Genomic DNA, 16,521 nt, shown 5'->3' with positions numbered 1-16,521 from the left:
CCTTTCGGTGTGCGCGTCCTATTCCTGGTCGCCGACCGGGCCGGACGTCGCTTCGGCGTGCCAGGGCTCCAGGGGCGGGCCGGTCACCGGGCAGTTGATCTTGCATTGCGGCGTGGCCTCGGGACTCGCGTCCCGCAGCGCGTCGTCGCGGACGGTGACCACGGTCAGCGCCGCGGCCGCGGCCATGACGATCGCGCAGATGAGCATCGCCTCGCGGAATCCGTGTTCGAAGGCGGCGGGGTCGGTGTAGGCGGCGCCGGTGAGGCCGGTGAGCGGCGGGATCGCCGCCACCGCGAGCAGTCCGGCCGCTCGGGCGACAGCGTTGTTGACGCCGCTGGCCACCCCCGCGTGCCGTTCGTCGGCGGTCGCCAGCACGGTCGCGGTCAGCGGTGCGACGGCCAGGGTGAGACCGAGGCCGAAGACGAGGGCGGCGGGCAGCACGTCGGCGACATAGGAGGCGTCGGGGCCGATCCGCATCATCAGCAGCATCCCGGCGGCCGCCAGCAGGACACCCGCGGTGATCGGGATGCGCGGTCCGATGCGCTGCGCCAGATCGCCCGAGCGCGCGGAGAACAGCAGCATCAGCACGGTCGAGGGCAGCATCGCGGTCCCGGCCGCCATCGGACTGAAACCGGCCACCACCTGCAGGGTCAGCACCAGCAGGAAGAACACCACGCCCATCGCGCCGTACATCACGAAGGTGACGGCGTTGATCGCGCTGAACTGCCGCGAGGCGAAGATCTCGACCGGCAGCATCGGCGGCGGCCCGCCGTGGTGCCCGGGCGCCTCGTACCGTGCCGACCGCCGCCGCTCGACGACGACGAAGGCCACCCCGGCGAGCACGCCGATCGCCGCCGTCGCCACCACGGCCGTCCGGCTGCTCCCGTGTTCGGGGGCCATGGTCAGCGCATAGGTGATGCCTGCCAGGCACAGTGCCGCGAGGAATGCCCCCAGCACGTCGAACCCCTCGTGTGCCGGGCCGCCGGATTCGGGAGCCGGGCGGGTGGATGCCGAGCCGTCGGCCGCGCCGGAACCGTAGGTCTCCGGCACGTGCCGCACCGCGACCAGCACCACCACCGCGGCCAGCGGAATGTTCAGCAGGAACACCCAGCGCCACCCGGCCGCGCCGACCAGCCATCCGCCCAGGAAGGGCCCGATCGCGCCCGCTACCCCGCCGAGCCCGGACCACGCGCCGACCGCGCGGGCGCGATCCGATTTCGCGAACGACGCCTGGATGATCGCCAGCGAACCGGGGGTCAGCAGCGCACCGCCCACCCCCTGCAGCGCGCGGGCCGCGATGAGCATCGGAATACCTTGTGCCGCACCGCAGAGCGCCGAGGCCAACGCGAACCACACCACGCCGACGACGAAGATCCGCCGCCGCCCGAACCGGTCACCCAGCGATCCGCCGAGCAGAATCAGCCCGGCCAGCGTGAGCGTGTACGCGTTCACCGTCCACTGCAGACCCGCCATCGAGGCGCCGAATTCCGCACCGATGCGGGGGAGTGCGACATTGACCACGGTCGCGTCCAGCATCGCCATTCCCGAACCCAGCACCGTGGCCAGCAGCACCCAACGACCCGAACCCGAGGACAACCGGATGGTGGCGACCATGAGGACACGGTAGCGGTGGGCACCGACGCAAGCGCGCGTTCGGCGGTTATCCGCCGACGGCGTCCGCGACCCGGTCAGTAGGCTGTTCACCATGACTGCTGGAACTGTCGGCGAAGTGGATACCGTGCGCGAAGCGGTGCACGAGGCGGCGCGGCGGGCTCGGGTGGCGTCGCGGACGCTGGCACAGCTGACGACCGCGCAGAAGGATGCGGCCCTGCACGCCGCGGCCGATGCGCTGCTCGCGCACAAGGATGCCGTCCTGGCCGCCAACGCCGAAGACATCGCGACCGCGGAGGCGGGCGGAACCGCGGCCTCGCTGCTGGATCGCCTGCGGCTGACCGAGCCGCGCATCGACGGCATCGCCTCCGGATTGCGTCAGGTCGCCGGTCTGCCGGATCCGGTCGGAGAGGTACTGCGCGGTTCGACGCTGGCCAACGGACTCGAGATCCGGCAGGTGCGCGTGCCGCTGGGCGTGGTCGGCATGGTCTACGAGGCCCGTCCGAACGTCACCGTCGATGCCTTCGGCCTGGCGTTGAAGTCCGGTAACGCGGCCCTGCTGCGCGGGTCGTCCTCGGCGGCGCGGTCGAATGCGGCTCTGGTCGAGGTCATGCGGGAAGCCCTTGTGGCCCAGGGCCTTCCGGCCGACGCGGTGCAACTGCTGCCGAGTGAGGATCGCTCCAGCGTCACCCATCTGATCCAGGCCCGCGGCCTGGTGGACGTGGTGATCCCGCGCGGTGGCGCCGGACTGATCAACGCGGTGGTGCGCGACGCGCGGGTCCCGACCATCGAAACCGGCACCGGCAACTGTCACGTCTATGTGCACGCCGCCGCCGATCTCGAGATGGCGGAATCGATTCTGCTGAACTCCAAGACCCGCCGTCCCAGCGTGTGCAATACCGCCGAGACCGTGCTCATCGATCGCGCGATCGCCGAGACCGCGGTCCCGCGTCTGATCGGCGCGCTGGAACAGGCGCAGGTCACCATCCACGGCGATCTGCCCGGCCTGGTTCCCGCGACCGACGAGGATTGGGCCGACGAATATCTGTCGCTGGATATCGCGCTCAAGGTCGTCGACGATCTCGATGCCGCGGTCGACCACATCAACGAGTGGGGCACCGGCCACACCGAGGCCATCGTGACCGCCGATCTGAAGGCGGCCCGCGAATTCACCGCCCGGGTGGACGCGGCCGCGGTGATGGTGAACGCCTCCACCGCGTTCACCGACGGCGAGCAGTTCGGATTCGGCGCGGAGATCGGCATCTCCACGCAGAAGTTGCACGCCCGCGGTCCGATGGCGCTGCCGGAGCTGACCTCCACCAAGTGGATCGTCTGGGGCGACGGCCAGATTCGGCCGAGCTGAACCCGTCCGGGCCGGCCCGTCGCTGCCCGGTCCGGCCTGTGGTCTCGCCGACACCGGAGTATCGAACCCGGCCCGCGGGTGTGTACCGTCGTGATCAGCTGTTCTTTACGGTGCATACCTGCAGTGGGCTGCGCTGTTCCCGAAGGAGGGCCCAACTGTGCAGACGACCGTGCACGAGCCGATTTTCGCCTCGGTCGACGATGTGATCGACCGTCTGGCCACCACCGGCTACCTGGCCGACAAGGCCACCGCCACCTCGGTGTTCCTGGCCGACCGGCTCGGCAAGCCGTTGCTGATCGAGGGACCCGCCGGCGTCGGCAAGACCGAATTGTCGCGAGCGGTTGCCCAGGTCGCCGATGCCGAACTGGTTCGCCTGCAGTGCTACGAGGGGATCGACGAGGCGCGTGCGCTGTACGAGTGGAATCACGCCAAGCAGATTCTGCGCATCCAGTCGGCGACTTCCGGTGGGTCGGATTCGGGTAACGCCTGGGCCGACACCAAAGCAGATGTGTTCAGCGAGGAATTCCTGCTGCAGCGCCCGCTGCTGACCGCGATCCGGCGCACCGACCCGACCGTGCTGCTGATCGACGAGGCGGACAAGGCGGACGTCGAGATCGAGGGCCTGATGTTGGAGGTGCTGAGCGACTTCGCCGTCACCGTCCCGGAACTCGGCACGATCACCGCTACCCGCCGCCCGTTCGTGGTACTCACCTCGAACGCGACCCGCGAACTGTCGGAGGCGTTGAAGCGCCGCTGCCTCTACCTGCACATCGATTTCCCGGACGAGGAACTCGAACGCCGCATCCTCGCCAGCCGGGTGCCGGAGCTGAAACCGGCCGTGGCCGCCCAGCTGGTCCGCGTGGTGCACGTGCTGCGCGGGATGCAGCTGAAGAAGTTGCCGTCGGTCGCCGAATCCATCGACTGGGCCCGGACGCTGCTGGCCCTGGGCCTGAAGGATCTCGACGACAAGACCGTGCGTGCGACGCTCGGTGTGGTGCTCAAACACCAGAGCGACCATCAGCGCGCCCTGGCCGAGCTGAAATTGGCCTGAGCCGTGTCCGGTAAGCGCACCACCCCCCGCACGCTGGTCTCCGCGGCATTGCGTGGCGGGTCCGCGTCCGCGGCGCAGGGTGCGCCGCCACCCGGGCAGACCGCGCCGCACGGACTCTCCGGACATGTGGTCGGCTTCGTGGAGGCCTTGCGCGCCAGGGGAATTCCGGTCGGACCGTCGGAAACGGTGGATGCCGGCCGGGTGCTCACCGTGGTCGATCTGATGGATCGCGAGATGCTGCGCGAGGGCCTGGCCTGTGCGCTGCTGCGCCGGCCCACGCAGCGCGCTACCTTCGACGGATTGTTCGAGCTGTGGTTCCCGGCCGCGCTGGGGGAGCGCGCGGGCGCCGACGATATCGAACTGCCGCGGCGCGACGACGGGGAGATCGACCTGTTCGAACTGCGGCGGATGCTGGCCGAGATGCTGGCCGCCGAACCTACGGGTGACCAGACCCGGCAGTTGCAGAACCTGGCCGCGCAGATGGTCGAGCAGATGGGGCAGTACCAGTCGGCGAACGGGCCGTCGTTCTCGGCGTATCAAACGCTCAAAGATGTGCAGCCCGAGGTGCTGATCAGCAAGATCCTCGCGGGATTGGCCGCCGGGCAGAACAATTCGGAGTTCGGCACCGAAGTCGCCCGCCGCGCCGCCCGCGAACGGGTCAAGGCCTTCCGCGGCACCGTCGAGGCCGAGACCCGGCGGCGGGTGGCCGAGCGGCTGGGCCGCGAGCGAGTCGCGACCTACGGTGTCCAGCGCCAAGCCGAGGACGCCGACTTCCTGCGCATCTCGGAGAACGAACTGGCCGAACTGCGGCGCGGTTCGCAACGGCTGGCACGCGTCCTGGCGTCTCGCCTGGCCGCTCGCCGGCGCCGTTCCCGGCGCGGCGAAATCGATCTGCGCAAGACGCTGCGCAAGTCCATGTCGACCGGCGGGGTGCCGATCACGCTGCAAACCCGCAAACCGCGGCCCGGCCGCCCGGATCTGGTGCTGCTGTGCGACATCTCGGGTTCGGTGGCCGGATTCTCCAGTTTCACCATGCTGCTGGTGGATTCGCTGCGCGAGCAATTCTCGCGGGTGCGGATCTTCGCGTTCGTCGACCAGGTGGACGAGGTGACCCACATCTTCGACCAGGTCACGCCGCTGGACCAGGTGACCCGGCGCATCTTCACCGAGACCGAGGTGGTCGGATTCGAAGGGCACTCGGATTACGGTGCGGCACTGCGCGGTTTCGCGCAGGATTGGCCCGACGTGGTGACCAGCCGCACCTCCCTGCTGATTCTCGGCGACGCCCGCACCAACTATCGGGATCCGGCGCTGCACACGCTGCGCGAACTCGTCCAGGTGGCCAAGCACGCGCACTGGTTGAATCCGGAGGCCGAAAAGATGTGGGGCACCGGTGATTCGGCGGCCAACCGCTACGCCGAGGTCGTCGAGATGCACGAATGCCGGTCGGCGCGCCAGCTGACCGGTGTGGTGAGCAGACTGCTTCCGGTCTAGACATCGAGGACGGCGATGAGCGATATCCTGCGGTACTGCCTCCGCAAGCCGGGAGCGTGGCGCGACGAACCCTGGGAGGGCGACGTCGTCGCGAAGGTCGGCGACAAGATCTTCGCCTTCGTCAGCCCGGAGACGGTGACGCTCAAATGTGGGCGCAGCCGTCTCGAAGCCGACGAACTGGTGCATATCCATCCCGACGACGTCACCGCCTCCGCCTATATCGGGCGATACGGCTGGAACACGGTCCGGCTGGGTGGCTCGGTGTCGGATGCGGAAGTGCGCGAACTGATCGATCAGTCCTACGCCGAGGTCGTCGCGAAACTGCCGAAATCCAAGCGGCCGACGGGATAGCACGCCGTTTGCCCGGCATCGTCAGCGGCTGTTAAGCGCTTTCCAAGCAGGGCCGTCGATCATTCGCGCGTGCCGTGCCCATCGGGGGAGTTCGCCGACGAAATCCCCGCCGACCAGCCGAGCGCCCCTGCGGCGCGACGAATGTCCCGCCACGTGGACGCCGAGCCTCTCGACACCGAGCCCCGCGACTCCGGGCCGCCGCACGACTCGGAGCGCTCCGGCTACGAATCGGCCGCCCCATGCCCGGCACCGACGCCCGCGACGGAGGAGCCGAGGCGGGGCGATATGCGGCTGCGAGCGGGGGAACTGGCGGAGGCCGCGACCGCCCTGCTCGCTACCAGCCCAGCCGCCGCCGAACGAATGTTGCTGCAGGCCTTGGACTGTGGCAGCGGTGTGCTGTCCGGTGAACAACTCGCGCGGCTGTCCTCGCTGGTGGTGACGGCGGTCGCCAATCAGCCGGGCCGGGAGCACGACCTGGCGGCCGCGGCGGTCGCTGCGGCCGAGAGCTGGACCGGCATCTCCGCCGCCGACGCGGCCCATCACACCCTGCTCGCCGCCCGCGTCCACTATCGCAGCGGTCACCATCGCCTCGCGGCCACCCTGTTCGCCGCTGCCCTCGGCTGCGATGCGCTGCCCTATCCGCCGGAAGAGGTCGCGGTGCTGTACGAGCAGCTCGGGCGGTGCTTGGGACAGTGTTACCGCCACCGTGCCGCGGCACGGGCCTACGCGGCGGGGGCGGCCGCCGTCGCCGGTAGACCCCGGTGGGAGGAACTGCACGGCGACCTGGTCGACGCGGCGTCGCGTTCCCGGCACTCGGCGCGCAATCCGGTCGCGATGGTCCGGGCGTATCTTTCGTCGCGGCGAGCACGGTGAGCACCCCCGGGTCGCCGCCGTTTCCCTCGCCGCGGCGACGGGCCTCGTCTCGGCGCCTTTGAACCGGTCCGGAATCGGCATCTCCCGAGTACTCCGGAGCCGGATCGGCCGACGAGACCCGACCCCGCGCGGGCCCGCCCAGTAAGCTCGGCATTCGTGCAAAACACAGGCCGGCGCAAACTGGGCGTGATGGGCGGTACGTTCGATCCGATCCATCACGGGCACCTGGTTGCCGCCAGTGAGGTCGCCAACCGCTTCGACCTCGATGAAGTGATCTTCGTACCCACCGGGCAGCCGTGGCAGAAGTCCTCGCGGCAGGTTTCACCGGCGGAGGACCGCTATCTGATGACGGTCATCGCCACCGCGTCCAATCCCCGGTTCTCGGTCAGCCGTGCCGACATCGACCGGGAAAAGGCCACCTACACCGTCGATACCCTTCGTGACCTGCAGAATCAGCATCCGGACGCGGATCTGTACTTCATCACGGGTGCGGACGCGCTGGCCAGCATCCTGACATGGCAGGATTGGGCGGAACTGTTCGAGCTGGCGAAGTTCGTCGGGGTGAGCCGTCCGGGGTACGAATTGAATGTCGACCACCTCGAGGGACATCTGCGAAATCAGCCGGCCGATGCGGTCACCGTCATCGAGATCCCGGCCCTGGCGATCTCGTCGAGCGAATGCCGTCGCCGTGCCGCCGAGGGGCGCCCGGTGTGGTACCTCGTTCCCGACGGCGTCGTGCAGTACATATCGAAACGGCACCTGTACGTGCCGGGAGGGAACGGAAGGGTGAGTCAATGACGGCATCGGCACAGGCGGTGGAGATGGCGCGGGTCGCCGCGCGGGCCGCCGACGAGAAGCTGGCGACCGACGTCGTCGTCCTCGACGTCTCCGATCAGCTGGTGATCACCGACTGCTTCGTCATCGCCTCCGCGCCGAACGAGCGTCAGGTCAACGCGATCGTCGACAACGTCGAGGAGAAGTTGCGTCTGGCCGGGCACAAGCCGGTCCGCCGCGAGGGCACTCGCGAAGGTCGGTGGGTGCTGCTGGACTACGTCGACGTCGTGGTGCACATCCAGCACAGCGACGAACGCAATTTCTATGCGCTGGAACGGTTGTGGAAGGACTGCCCGAAGGTCGAGGTGCCGGGTCTCGAGGCTCCCGCGCGGGCCCAGGCGAGTGGTAGCGGGGACCCCGAGTGAGCCGCGGACCCGAAGGAGGGACCGCGCGTGATCCCGAGGTGACCGGGGAACGCGCCGTCGACTCCGATGTGAGCGACGCGTCCGAAAGTGTTGCGCCGGCAGCGGGTTCGCGGGCGTCGAAATATCCGGGCGTGCGCCGGCTGATCCTGCTGCGACACGGGCAGACGGAATGGAATGCCGCCGACCGCATGCAGGGCCAGATCGACACCGAGCTCAGCGAATTGGGCCGGAGCCAGGCGAAAGACGCTGCGCGCGAGCTCGTTTCCCAGGACGCCGTCGCGATCGTCTCCTCGGATCTACGCCGCGCCTACGACACCGCGCTCGCACTGGCCGAGCACAGCGGACTCGAGGTCGTGCGGGATGCGCGGCTGCGGGAGACCAGCCTCGGCGACTGGGAAGGTCTCGACCACCTGGAGGTGGACGCTCGGTATCCGGGCGCGCGCAAGGCGTGGCGGCTGGATCCCACGGTCACGCCGCCGGGCGGGGAGAGCAAACTCGAGGTCGGCGCGCGGGCGCTGCCGGTGGTTCGCGAGCTGTTCGCCGAGCGTGCGGACTGGCCCGGCCGTACCATCATCCTGGTCGCGCACGGCGGGCTGATCGCAGCCCTGACCGCCGCGCTGCTGGAACTGCCCGAGCACAAATGGCCGATCCTGGGCGGATTGGCCAATACCAGCTGGGTGCAGCTGAGCAGCCACGGTCCGGGCATCGAGCAGCCGGGTTGGCGGCTGGATGTGTGGAATGCGGCGGCGAAGGTAGCACCTGATGTCCTCTGAACGCTCCTCCGACGACCGGGACGAACCGGTCCGGCAGGTATCCGACGAACTGTTGCGCAAGGCATCCGAAGGGCCGGTCCGGCGGCTGCCGGACGCGCTGTTCGGCGGTCCGGTCACGCCGGTCGACCCGGCCGGGGAATCCGACGCCGCCTCCGAGTCGGGTGATGCGGACGACGACGGTGGCTCGACCGGTCCGCCGGACGTTCTCGCGGATGCGCCCACCGAGACAGAGGAGAATCCGGAACCGGCCGCGGGCGCACGGGAAGACAGCGTGCCCGGCGGTTCCGAGACGACACCGTCCACCGCTACGCACGATTCAGATTCCGGCGGTGCGGCGGTAGCTGATGACGCCGACGCGGTCTCCGCGGATGCGCAGCCGAGCATCGGCGATACGGCCGGCGCACCCGAGGCTTCGGCGCGACCGGTTCTGGTCGTGATCGCGGATTCGCTGTCGTACTTCGGCCCGAAGGGCGGCCTGCCCGCCGATCATCCGCGCATCTGGCCGAATCTGGTTGCCGCGGAACTCGATTGGGATGTCGAATTGGTGGCGCGGATCGGCTGGACCTGTCGCGACGCCTATTGGGCGCTCATCGGCGATCCGCGCGTATGGGCCGCGGTGCCGCGCGCGGGAGCGGTGGTCCTCGCCACGGGCGGCATGGACACGCTGCCCTCGCCGCTGCCCACGGCGCTGCGCGAGATGATCCGGTATCTGCGCCCGCCGGTGCTGCGCCGGCAGGTGCGCACCGGATATCAGTGGCTGCAACCGCGGCTGTCGAAACTCGGTCGCCCCGTGGCACTTCCGCCGCACGTGAGCATCGACTACCTGGAACAGTCACGGCATGCGCTGGCCCAGTTGCGGCCGGATCTGCCCGTGGTCTCGGTGCTGCCTTCCGTCCACGACTGCGAGGCCTACGGCAAGGTGCACTCGGGGCGTGCCCCCGCGGTGCGCGCGCTACAGGAGTGGTCGGCGAAAACCGGTGTGCCGCTGGTGGATCTGGGTGATGCCGTGCGCGACGACATCTTCTCGGGCGAGGCGAATCCGGACGGGATCCACTGGGGCTGGGAGGGGCATGCGGCGGTGGCGCGAGCCATGGTGAAGGTGCTGTCGGAGGTGCGTTCGGTCGAGGCCGGTGCATGAATCGGTTCGGATAGCCGATGACCGTCGTGGTGGTCACGGATTCGGCGGCGAGCGTACCCGCCGCACTGGTATCGGAATTGGGCATCGTGGTGGTGCCGCTGCATGTGCTGGTCGACGATCGGGCGATCGCCGAGGGCGTCGACGACTGCGAGATCGACTACGGCGCGTCCACGGTGACGACCTCGTCCGCCTCTCCCGGTGAATTGCGCGCCGCCTACGAGCGCGCTCTGGAGCTCAGCGCGGGCGACGGTGTCGTGGCCGTGCATATTTCGCGACAGCTGTCGGCGACCTGGGAAGCCGGCCGCCAAGCCGTGCAGGATATGGATGCCGCCGACCGGGTGCGCCTGGTGGATTCGCTGAGCGCGGGCCTGGGCACCGGGCTGCCCGTACTCGCCGCCGCCCGCCGCGCGCGATCGGGTGCGGCGCTGGACGTCGTCTACGACACCGCGGTCGCCGCCGCCGGGCGATCGCGCACGTTCATCGTCGTCAATCGGACCGAGCAGCTGCGTCGCGGCGGACGGCTCAGCACCGCGGCCATGTTCTTCGGCACCGAACTGGTGACCAAGCCGATACTCCAGATCGTCGACGGCAAACTGGAGCTGCGGGAGAAGGCCCGCACCCGGTCCAAGGCATACGCGAAACTCGTTGCGGCAGCGGTGGATGCGGCCGGTGACGACGGGGCGGCGGTGGCCGTGCAGCATCTCGGTGCCGCCTCCGCGGCGGCGACCATCGCCGGACAGCTCGGCGAACTCATCCCCGGCATGCGGGAACTCGTGACCGCCGAATTCGGTCCCACGCTCGGCGTGCACGTGGGCACCGGGGCAGTCGGCGTTCTGGTGGTCCCCGGCGGCTGCGGCTGAGCGTCTACCATCGCCGGCCGACGAACTTCGTCGCCGCGCCGGAGGTTGTCCACAGCTCAGCCGCTGTCCCCAGACATTCCGAAACCCCAGTTCGCGCACCGAGTCACGCCCCGCCGCGCACTTACGGTCACCGTCATGGCGCGACACGAGGATCGGACCCTACTGCGGCAGCGACTGCACGACGTATCACCCGGAACGGCAACGCTCGGCACCCTGGCCCCCGGCCCGGGTGACCCGACCCACGACGGGCTGTGGGACCTCGCCCGATCACCCGCGGACTCGGCGGAGCAGCGCCGCGACCCCTCGGGCAGCCCCTCCGGAAGCCGTGATTTCCGGATGCGCGGTAGCGAATCGGGGCCGTCCGCCGATGTGCGGGCCGGCGACCACGGCGGGACGTGGCCGAGGCGCCCGTATTCGCCGAACCGTATCCGGCAGCGGCACGACGACGCCGCGTCGCATCCTTCGAGTGCGGGAGCCCTCGAGCGACACGACGGTGACGGTCGGGACGGCGACGGTCGGGACGGCGACGAAGGTCCCGCGGCGAACGGCGCGGGGGTGGTATTCCCCGAGGCGCCGGAGAGTCCGCGAATTCCGCAGTGGCTCAGCGAACCGGTGGGATCGGTGACGATCTGGCAGCGGCTCGTTCCGGAGCGATTCCGGGGAGTTCGCGTGGATCCCGGGCGCAAAGGAGTGTGGGTGCTGGCCGGTGCCGGTGTGGCGGCGGTGATCGTGGCGGCGGCCGCCGCGCACCGAGACGATCCGGTCGCGGCGCCGGTGGCGCCGCTACCGGCAGTGCGCACGGAGGCTGCCGAAACCTCGGCTGTCCCCGCGGCGGTGGACGGCCCCGGACTGGCTGTGCGGTCCGATCCGCCGGGCCGGGCGACGCCGTCGCCGGCTTCCGGCGGCGATCTGGTGGTCAGCGTCATCGGTTTGGTCGAACATCCCGGTCTGCTGCATCTCGCACCAGGAACACGGGTCGCCGACGCCGTCGCGGTGGCCGTCGCGCGGGAGGGGGCGGACCTCGCCGGGCTGAACCTCGCCCAGCGGCTCGCCGACGGCGACCAGATCGTCGTCGGCGAGCCGGGCCCCGCGAGCGGTCCGCGCCTCGGCAGCATGGTCGTTGCGGGCGCCTCGCATCCGGCTGCGACGTCGGGCGCCGCCTCCCCACCGGGGCACAAGGTCAACCTCAACACGGCGACGGAACAGGATCTCGACTCCCTGACCGGGGTGGGTCCCACCACCGCCGCGGCCATCATCGGCTGGCGCAACCGGCACGGCCGTTTCACCAGCATCGACCAGCTCGCCGAAGTCACCGGCATCGGCCCTGCCAAGCTCAACCGCCTCCGCGACCAGGTCACCCTGTGAACCGCGGCGAATCGACGCACGCTCGGCACCGGCACGAACACGTCGCGAACTCCGGCCACGGCGGCGTCGAACGCATGACGGTCGGGGCGGCCGGCACTCCGTTGGACGCGCGGCTGCTCCCCGCCGCGCTGGGGTGCTGGGCCGTGACCATCGCGGGCATCACGCTGGGGTGGCGAGCCGGGATGTGGGTGTGCGCGGGGCTGGGGCTCTCGGTGGCCGGAACGGGAATCATTCTGGCGCGGAGCCGATTCCGTGCTTCGCATCGAGCGGCATGGTGGGTGGTGCTGGCCGCGCTGCTGGCGTCGGCGGGGTTCGGGGTGGCGGCGTCGTGGCAGGCCTACCGGGTGAGCGCCCATCCCCTCGGGCGGCTGGCGGCGGGCAGTGTGGTGACGGCCGAGATGGTGGCCGGAGATCCGAAACCCCTCCCGGCCCACTCCTTCGGTGGGCGGCAATGGACGATGCGCGCGACGATTCGCGAATTCCGTTACGGCGCAACATCCGTACACGGCGATGCGGCGGTGACGGTGATCATGCCCGAGCGGGTCTGGTCGGATCTGGTGCCGGGGCAGCACGTCACCGTCCGGGCTCGGCTCGATCATCCGTGGCGACGTGATCTGACGGTCGCCGTGCTGCGGGCGCAGGGACCGCCGATCCGGGTCGGGACGCGGCCGTGGTGGCAGTCGGCGGCCGCGGCGGTGCGCGGGAATCTGTCCGAGGCGGCCGAACGCGCATTGCCACCGGACGCGGCCGGAGTGCTACCGGGGCTGATCGACGGTGATATCTCCGGGCTTCCGGATCACGTCCGCGAGGACTTCCGGGCTGTCGATCTCACGCATCTGGTCGCCGTGTCGGGGACGAACGTCTCCATCGTGCTCGCCGGTGTCCTGCTCGCGGCCCGAGCTCTGACGCTCGACCCGCGCTGGGGTGCGGTACTCGCCGCGCTGGCGCTCATCGGATTCGTCGTTCTGGCGCGGCCGTCGCCGTCGGTACTGCGGGCGGCCGTGATGGGCGCGATCGCGGTGCTGGCGATGGTGACGGGACGCCGGAAAGAGGCGCTGCCGGCCCTGTGTGCCGCGGTGATCGTACTGATCGCGCTCTCACCGCAACTGGCGGTCGATATCGGCTTCGCCCTCTCGGTGCTGGCGACCGCGGGCCTGATCCTGCTGGCGCCGAGCTGGTCGCAATGGCTCGAACGGCGCGGCTGGCCCGCGCCGGCCGCCGAGGCGTTCGGTGTCGCGGCGGCCGCCTTCGCGGTCACCACGCCGATCATCGCCGCACTCACCGGACATGTCAGCGGGGTGGCGATCGTGGCGAATGTGCTGGTCGAACCCGTCGTCGCGCCGATCACGCTGCTCGGGGTCGGCGCGGCCGCCCTGTCCTGCTGCTGGCAACCGGCCGCGATCTGGGTGCTGAATCTGGCCGAGCCGCCGATGTGGTGGTTGCTCTTCGTCGCCGAACACGCGGCGGCACTGGGCATTTCGTTGCCGATGCCCGCCGGAGTGCGGGGTGCGGTACTGGCCGGTGCGCTCATCGGCGGTGGTGTCGCGGTGCTCGGGCGCGTGGGCGCGCGCCACACCCGCACGCCCGCGGGTCCGGCGCCGCCACCGGCACCCGGCGACGGGTCGGTGAACCTGTCACCGGCCACCCGTAGGATCGTCCCGTGACCGATCACCTGGCTGCCTTACATCTGGTACTCGGTGAGGAGGAACTGCTCATCGAACGGGCGGTCGCCTCGATCGTGGCGCAGGCGCGGGCCGCGACCAACGATCCCGACGCGATGCCGGTGGATCGGCTGCGGGCGGGCGATGCGAGCTCCGCCGAACTGGCCGAACTACTGAGCCCCTCGCTGTTCGCGGAGGATCGGGTGATCGTCCTCGAGGCCGCCGCGGAGGCCGGTAAGGATGCGGTGGCGCTGGTCACCGCGGCCGCCGGTGATCTGCCCGAGGGAGTCGTGCTCGTGGTCCTGCACTCTGGCGGCGGCCGGGCCAAGGCGCTGGCGCCGGCACTGCAGAAGCAGGGCGCCGAGGTGCATACCTGCGCCAAGATCAGTAAGGCGAACGAACGAAACGAATTCGTACGCAACGAATTCCGCACAGCCGGCGTCCGCGTCTCGGGTGACGTGGTGCAGGCGGTGGTGGAGGCCATCGGATCCGATCTGCGCGAGCTGGCCGCGGCCTGTTCCCAGCTGGCCGCAGATACCGGCGGCAAGGTCGATGTCGACGCGGTGCGCCGGTACTACTCCGGTCGCGCCGAGGTCACCGGATTCGAGGTCGCCGATCTGGCCGTCGCCGGTGACCGGCCCGCGGCCATGGAGGCATTGCGCTGGGCGACCGACCGCGGCGTCCCGGCCGTTCTGCTCGCCGACGCGCTCGCCGACTCCGTGCACACCATCGCGAGGGTCGGATCCGCCGGTCGCGGTGACCCGTTCGCGCTGGCCTCCCAGCTCGGCATGCCGCCCTGGAAGGTGAAGAAGGCGCAGACCCAGGCCCGCGGCTGGACCGCCGCCACCATCGGCAGCGCCCTGCAGGTGGTTGCCGCCCTCAACGCCGACGTCAAAGGCGGTGCGGCCGATACGGATTTCGCGCTCGAACACGCTTTGGCCAGCATCCTGGACCTGCACGCCGCCGCGCACTGAGCCGCGGGCCGACAGAGCACCGCGCCGAGCGGGCGAGGCGCCGACCGGCCTGGCGCGGCGGTTGCTCACCGCGCCGCATCGACCGAAACCGAGGTTGCGACCGGAGTCAGCGGTGGTTGTGCGCGATGATCTCCCCGACGAGCGCGGGGCCCGGGAAGTCGGCCATCACTACGCCGGTCGCCGTCCCCGGCCGGGAGCGGAGGTAGTCGAGTGCGTGCTGGTTCTCGTATTCGGCGTAGCGGTGGGGAAATTTCGCCGGGTCGGGCACGCCGGAGGCCGACAGGAAGTCCATCGGCAATGCCTGGGTGCCGATAGCCGGTGCCTGCGCGAGATGGGTGGCGGCGGCCGCCCACTTGTCCTCGCGAGTGGGTTTGTCCCACAGATCCTGCGCGTCGATCGGCACGCCCCGGTCGTCGATCCCGTCGGCGCGGATGACGACGATGGTGCCGCGCACGTCACCCAGCCGGGGAATCGCGACGGGGCCGTACGCCGCTGGTCGCCACACCCGCGGATGCGCGTTCAGGTATCGGTCCAGCAGTGGTGGGTCCGGCGGTAGCCCGCCCGCGTCCTCGCACTGGAACGTCTTGTCCTCGTTCGTGCATTCGGCCTTCACCCGCATCAGGATCGTCTCGCGCGGGTGCCGGTCCAGGAATTGTCCGGTGACCCGCAGCACGTCGTCGAGGCCGGCCTGCTGATAGAAGCTGCCGTGCTGTACGCCGAGATTGCCGGCCTCGTCGCGCCGGACACGGATGTCGAGCGCCCGGATACCGGCCTCGAGCTGGGTGCTCGCGGTCCGCTCCGACGCACAGGTGGGCTCGGTGCAACCGGTATCGAACTTCTCCTGGGTGACCACGGCCGGCCCGGCCTTACCGCCGTGGATCGACAGGGTGTCGTGAGTGCCGGGGATGGACATCGCGCCGAGCGGTGTGCTGTCGGGCAGCGCGCCCATCCAGTCCGGATTGCTCGCGGAATCGAGATGGTCGATCGCGCCGACGGCGGCGGCCTTGGGTATGCCGGCCGACTCGGTGCCGGAGGCGGCGGATGCCGGCGCCGACTGCGCCGCGGCGACCGGTCGCGCGGCCGGGACCGACTGCCCGCATCCGGACGACAGCGCGCACGACACCGCCGCTACCGCAAGAACAAGGCCCGTACTTCGGCTGATCTCCCCACCCCACACGCGGACAACGGTAGCCGACGTGAATCAACGACAAAAGCCGCCGTGGTCATCTGCGATGCAGATCCTCTGCCACGGCGGCGTTGCGAATGCTGTTGTGCGGCAGAACATGCCGCGTCGGTTCCGGCCCCGGCCGGAACCCGGGAGATCAGCCCAGCTTGTTGAGAGCCAGCGAGAGGGCGGACTTCTTGTTGGCGGCCTGGTTGGCGTGGATGACGCCCTTCGAGGCGGCCTTGTCCAGGCTGCGGCTCGCCGAACGCAGCAGCTCGAGCGCCTTGTCCTTCTCGCCCGCCGCGGCGGCCTCGCGGAACTTGCGGATCGAGGTGCGCAGCGAGGACTTCACCGACTGGTTGCGCACCCGCGCCGCCTCGTTGGTGCGGATCCGCTTCATCTGGGACTTGATGTTGGCCACGCCTGTTCCTCTGATTCCTTCTCGTCAGTTGATATGCACTAGATGCTCGTGGAAAGTCTCTGGGCGCACTACACCGAAACGGGTAGCGCCGCGCCGACGATCGAGGTTACCAGCTGGGGTGCCGCGAAGTGAAATCGCTCTACCTGCGCCCGGTGGTCCGGAGGCCGTCCGAGTCTGCGCGGACCGCCCGCGGCATGCGAAGAGGCGCCGTTGTGATCCATC

The 16,521-nt window shown here is 70.1% G+C and carries 16 protein-coding genes; 13 read left to right on the top strand and 3 right to left on the bottom strand.

Annotation, left to right across the window (positions count from 1 at the left end):
- Positions 1–18: 18 nt before the first annotated feature.
- Positions 19–1,614 (bottom strand): MFS transporter, encoded by a 1,596-nt coding sequence (locus tag AC5592_RS27095; RefSeq protein WP_063065867.1) that lies wholly within the window; start codon positions 1,612–1,614, stop codon positions 19–21.
- A gap of 91 nt (positions 1,615–1,705) precedes the next feature.
- Between AC5592_RS27095 and AC5592_RS27090 the strand changes: the two genes are divergently transcribed.
- The 13 genes from AC5592_RS27090 to holA all read left to right on the top strand — a co-directional run bounded on the left by AC5592_RS27090 (position 1,706) and on the right by holA (position 14,713).
- A complete protein-coding gene (locus AC5592_RS27090; protein ID WP_063065866.1) occupies positions 1,706–2,974 on the top strand; it encodes a glutamate-5-semialdehyde dehydrogenase in 1,269 nt (422 codons plus the stop codon).
- A gap of 157 nt (positions 2,975–3,131) precedes the next feature.
- Positions 3,132–4,025: an AAA family ATPase gene (locus AC5592_RS27085; protein ID WP_036499607.1), complete on the top strand. Its 894-nt coding sequence runs from the start codon at positions 3,132–3,134 to the stop codon at positions 4,023–4,025.
- 48 nt (positions 4,026–4,073) lie between these two features.
- Positions 4,074–5,519 carry a vWA domain-containing protein gene (locus AC5592_RS27080; protein WP_063065895.1) on the top strand — a complete coding sequence of 482 codons (1,446 nt, stop codon included), beginning with the start codon at positions 4,074–4,076 and terminating at the stop codon, positions 5,517–5,519.
- 15 nt (positions 5,520–5,534) lie between these two features.
- A complete protein-coding gene (locus AC5592_RS27075; protein ID WP_063065865.1) occupies positions 5,535–5,870 on the top strand; it encodes an MmcQ/YjbR family DNA-binding protein in 336 nt (111 codons plus the stop codon).
- Between the two features lie 285 nt (positions 5,871–6,155).
- Complete coding sequence (locus tag AC5592_RS27070) at positions 6,156–6,743, top strand: hypothetical protein (RefSeq protein WP_157122253.1); 588 nt, start codon at positions 6,156–6,158, stop codon at positions 6,741–6,743.
- 156 nt (positions 6,744–6,899) lie between these two features.
- Positions 6,900–7,541, top strand: a complete 642-nt coding sequence (nadD, locus tag AC5592_RS27065; protein ID WP_083870660.1) for a nicotinate-nucleotide adenylyltransferase — start codon at positions 6,900–6,902, stop codon at positions 7,539–7,541.
- Complete coding sequence (gene rsfS, locus AC5592_RS27060; protein ID WP_063065863.1) at positions 7,538–7,942, top strand: ribosome silencing factor; 405 nt, start codon at positions 7,538–7,540, stop codon at positions 7,940–7,942. The genes nadD and rsfS overlap by 4 nt, the downstream gene beginning before the upstream one ends.
- Before the next feature lie 131 nt (positions 7,943–8,073).
- A complete protein-coding gene (locus AC5592_RS27055; protein WP_036499638.1) occupies positions 8,074–8,715 on the top strand; it encodes a histidine phosphatase family protein in 642 nt (213 codons plus the stop codon).
- A gap of 382 nt (positions 8,716–9,097) precedes the next feature.
- The gene (gene octT / locus AC5592_RS27050; protein WP_063065894.1) at positions 9,098–9,853 is read left to right on the top strand and encodes a diglucosylglycerate octanoyltransferase; all 756 of its coding nucleotides are present in this window, start codon (positions 9,098–9,100) and stop codon (positions 9,851–9,853) included.
- 17 nt (positions 9,854–9,870) lie between these two features.
- On the top strand, positions 9,871–10,713 hold the full coding sequence (locus AC5592_RS27045; protein ID WP_063000587.1) for a DegV family protein: 843 nt from the start codon (positions 9,871–9,873) through the stop codon (positions 10,711–10,713).
- 135 nt (positions 10,714–10,848) lie between these two features.
- Positions 10,849–12,078 (top strand): ComEA family DNA-binding protein, encoded by a 1,230-nt coding sequence (locus tag AC5592_RS27040; RefSeq protein WP_198163950.1) that lies wholly within the window; start codon positions 10,849–10,851, stop codon positions 12,076–12,078.
- On the top strand, positions 12,075–13,742 hold the full coding sequence (locus tag AC5592_RS27035) for a ComEC/Rec2 family competence protein (RefSeq protein ID WP_232329575.1): 1,668 nt from the start codon (positions 12,075–12,077) through the stop codon (positions 13,740–13,742). Before AC5592_RS27040 ends, AC5592_RS27035 begins: the two co-directional genes overlap by 4 nt.
- Positions 13,739–14,713: a DNA polymerase III subunit delta gene (holA, locus tag AC5592_RS27030; protein WP_036499624.1), complete on the top strand. Its 975-nt coding sequence runs from the start codon at positions 13,739–13,741 to the stop codon at positions 14,711–14,713. Before AC5592_RS27035 ends, holA begins: the two co-directional genes overlap by 4 nt.
- Before the next feature lie 106 nt (positions 14,714–14,819).
- Here holA and AC5592_RS27025 read toward each other — a convergent pair whose 3' ends face one another.
- Together AC5592_RS27025 and rpsT are read right to left on the bottom strand one after the other, a co-directional pair.
- Complete coding sequence (locus AC5592_RS27025; RefSeq protein ID WP_063065862.1) at positions 14,820–15,836, bottom strand: phosphatidylinositol-specific phospholipase C domain-containing protein; 1,017 nt, start codon at positions 15,834–15,836, stop codon at positions 14,820–14,822.
- Positions 15,837–16,035: 199 nt separating this feature from the next.
- The gene (rpsT, locus tag AC5592_RS27020) at positions 16,036–16,299 is read right to left on the bottom strand and encodes a 30S ribosomal protein S20 (protein ID WP_036499626.1); all 264 of its coding nucleotides are present in this window, start codon (positions 16,297–16,299) and stop codon (positions 16,036–16,038) included.
- Positions 16,300–16,521 lie beyond the last annotated feature (222 nt).

Source organism: Nocardia violaceofusca NBRC 14427 (assembly GCF_963869435.1).
Lineage (GTDB): Bacteria > Actinomycetota > Actinomycetes > Mycobacteriales > Mycobacteriaceae > Nocardia > Nocardia aobensis.
The sequence above is the reverse complement of the archived record's forward strand: the minus strand, read 5'-3'. Positions and strand labels throughout refer to the sequence as shown.

What these genes read in the sequence shown, in the direction of transcription:
- AC5592_RS27045 (WP_063000587.1), top strand. Translation starts at nt 9,871, where the DNA reads ATGACCGTCGTGGTGGTCACGGATTCGGCGGCGAGCGTACCCGCCGCA.
- AC5592_RS27070 (WP_157122253.1), top strand. Translation starts at nt 6,156, where the DNA reads ATGCGGCTGCGAGCGGGGGAACTGGCGGAGGCCGCGACCGCCCTGCTC.
- AC5592_RS27095 (WP_063065867.1), bottom strand. Translation starts at nt 1,614, where the DNA reads ATGGTCGCCACCATCCGGTTGTCCTCGGGTTCGGGTCGTTGGGTGCTG.
- AC5592_RS27075 (WP_063065865.1), top strand. Translation starts at nt 5,535, where the DNA reads ATGAGCGATATCCTGCGGTACTGCCTCCGCAAGCCGGGAGCGTGGCGC.
- rsfS (WP_063065863.1), top strand. Translation starts at nt 7,538, where the DNA reads ATGACGGCATCGGCACAGGCGGTGGAGATGGCGCGGGTCGCCGCGCGG.
- AC5592_RS27090 (WP_063065866.1), top strand. Translation starts at nt 1,706, where the DNA reads ATGACTGCTGGAACTGTCGGCGAAGTGGATACCGTGCGCGAAGCGGTG.
- AC5592_RS27040 (WP_198163950.1), top strand. Translation starts at nt 10,849, where the DNA reads ATGGCGCGACACGAGGATCGGACCCTACTGCGGCAGCGACTGCACGAC.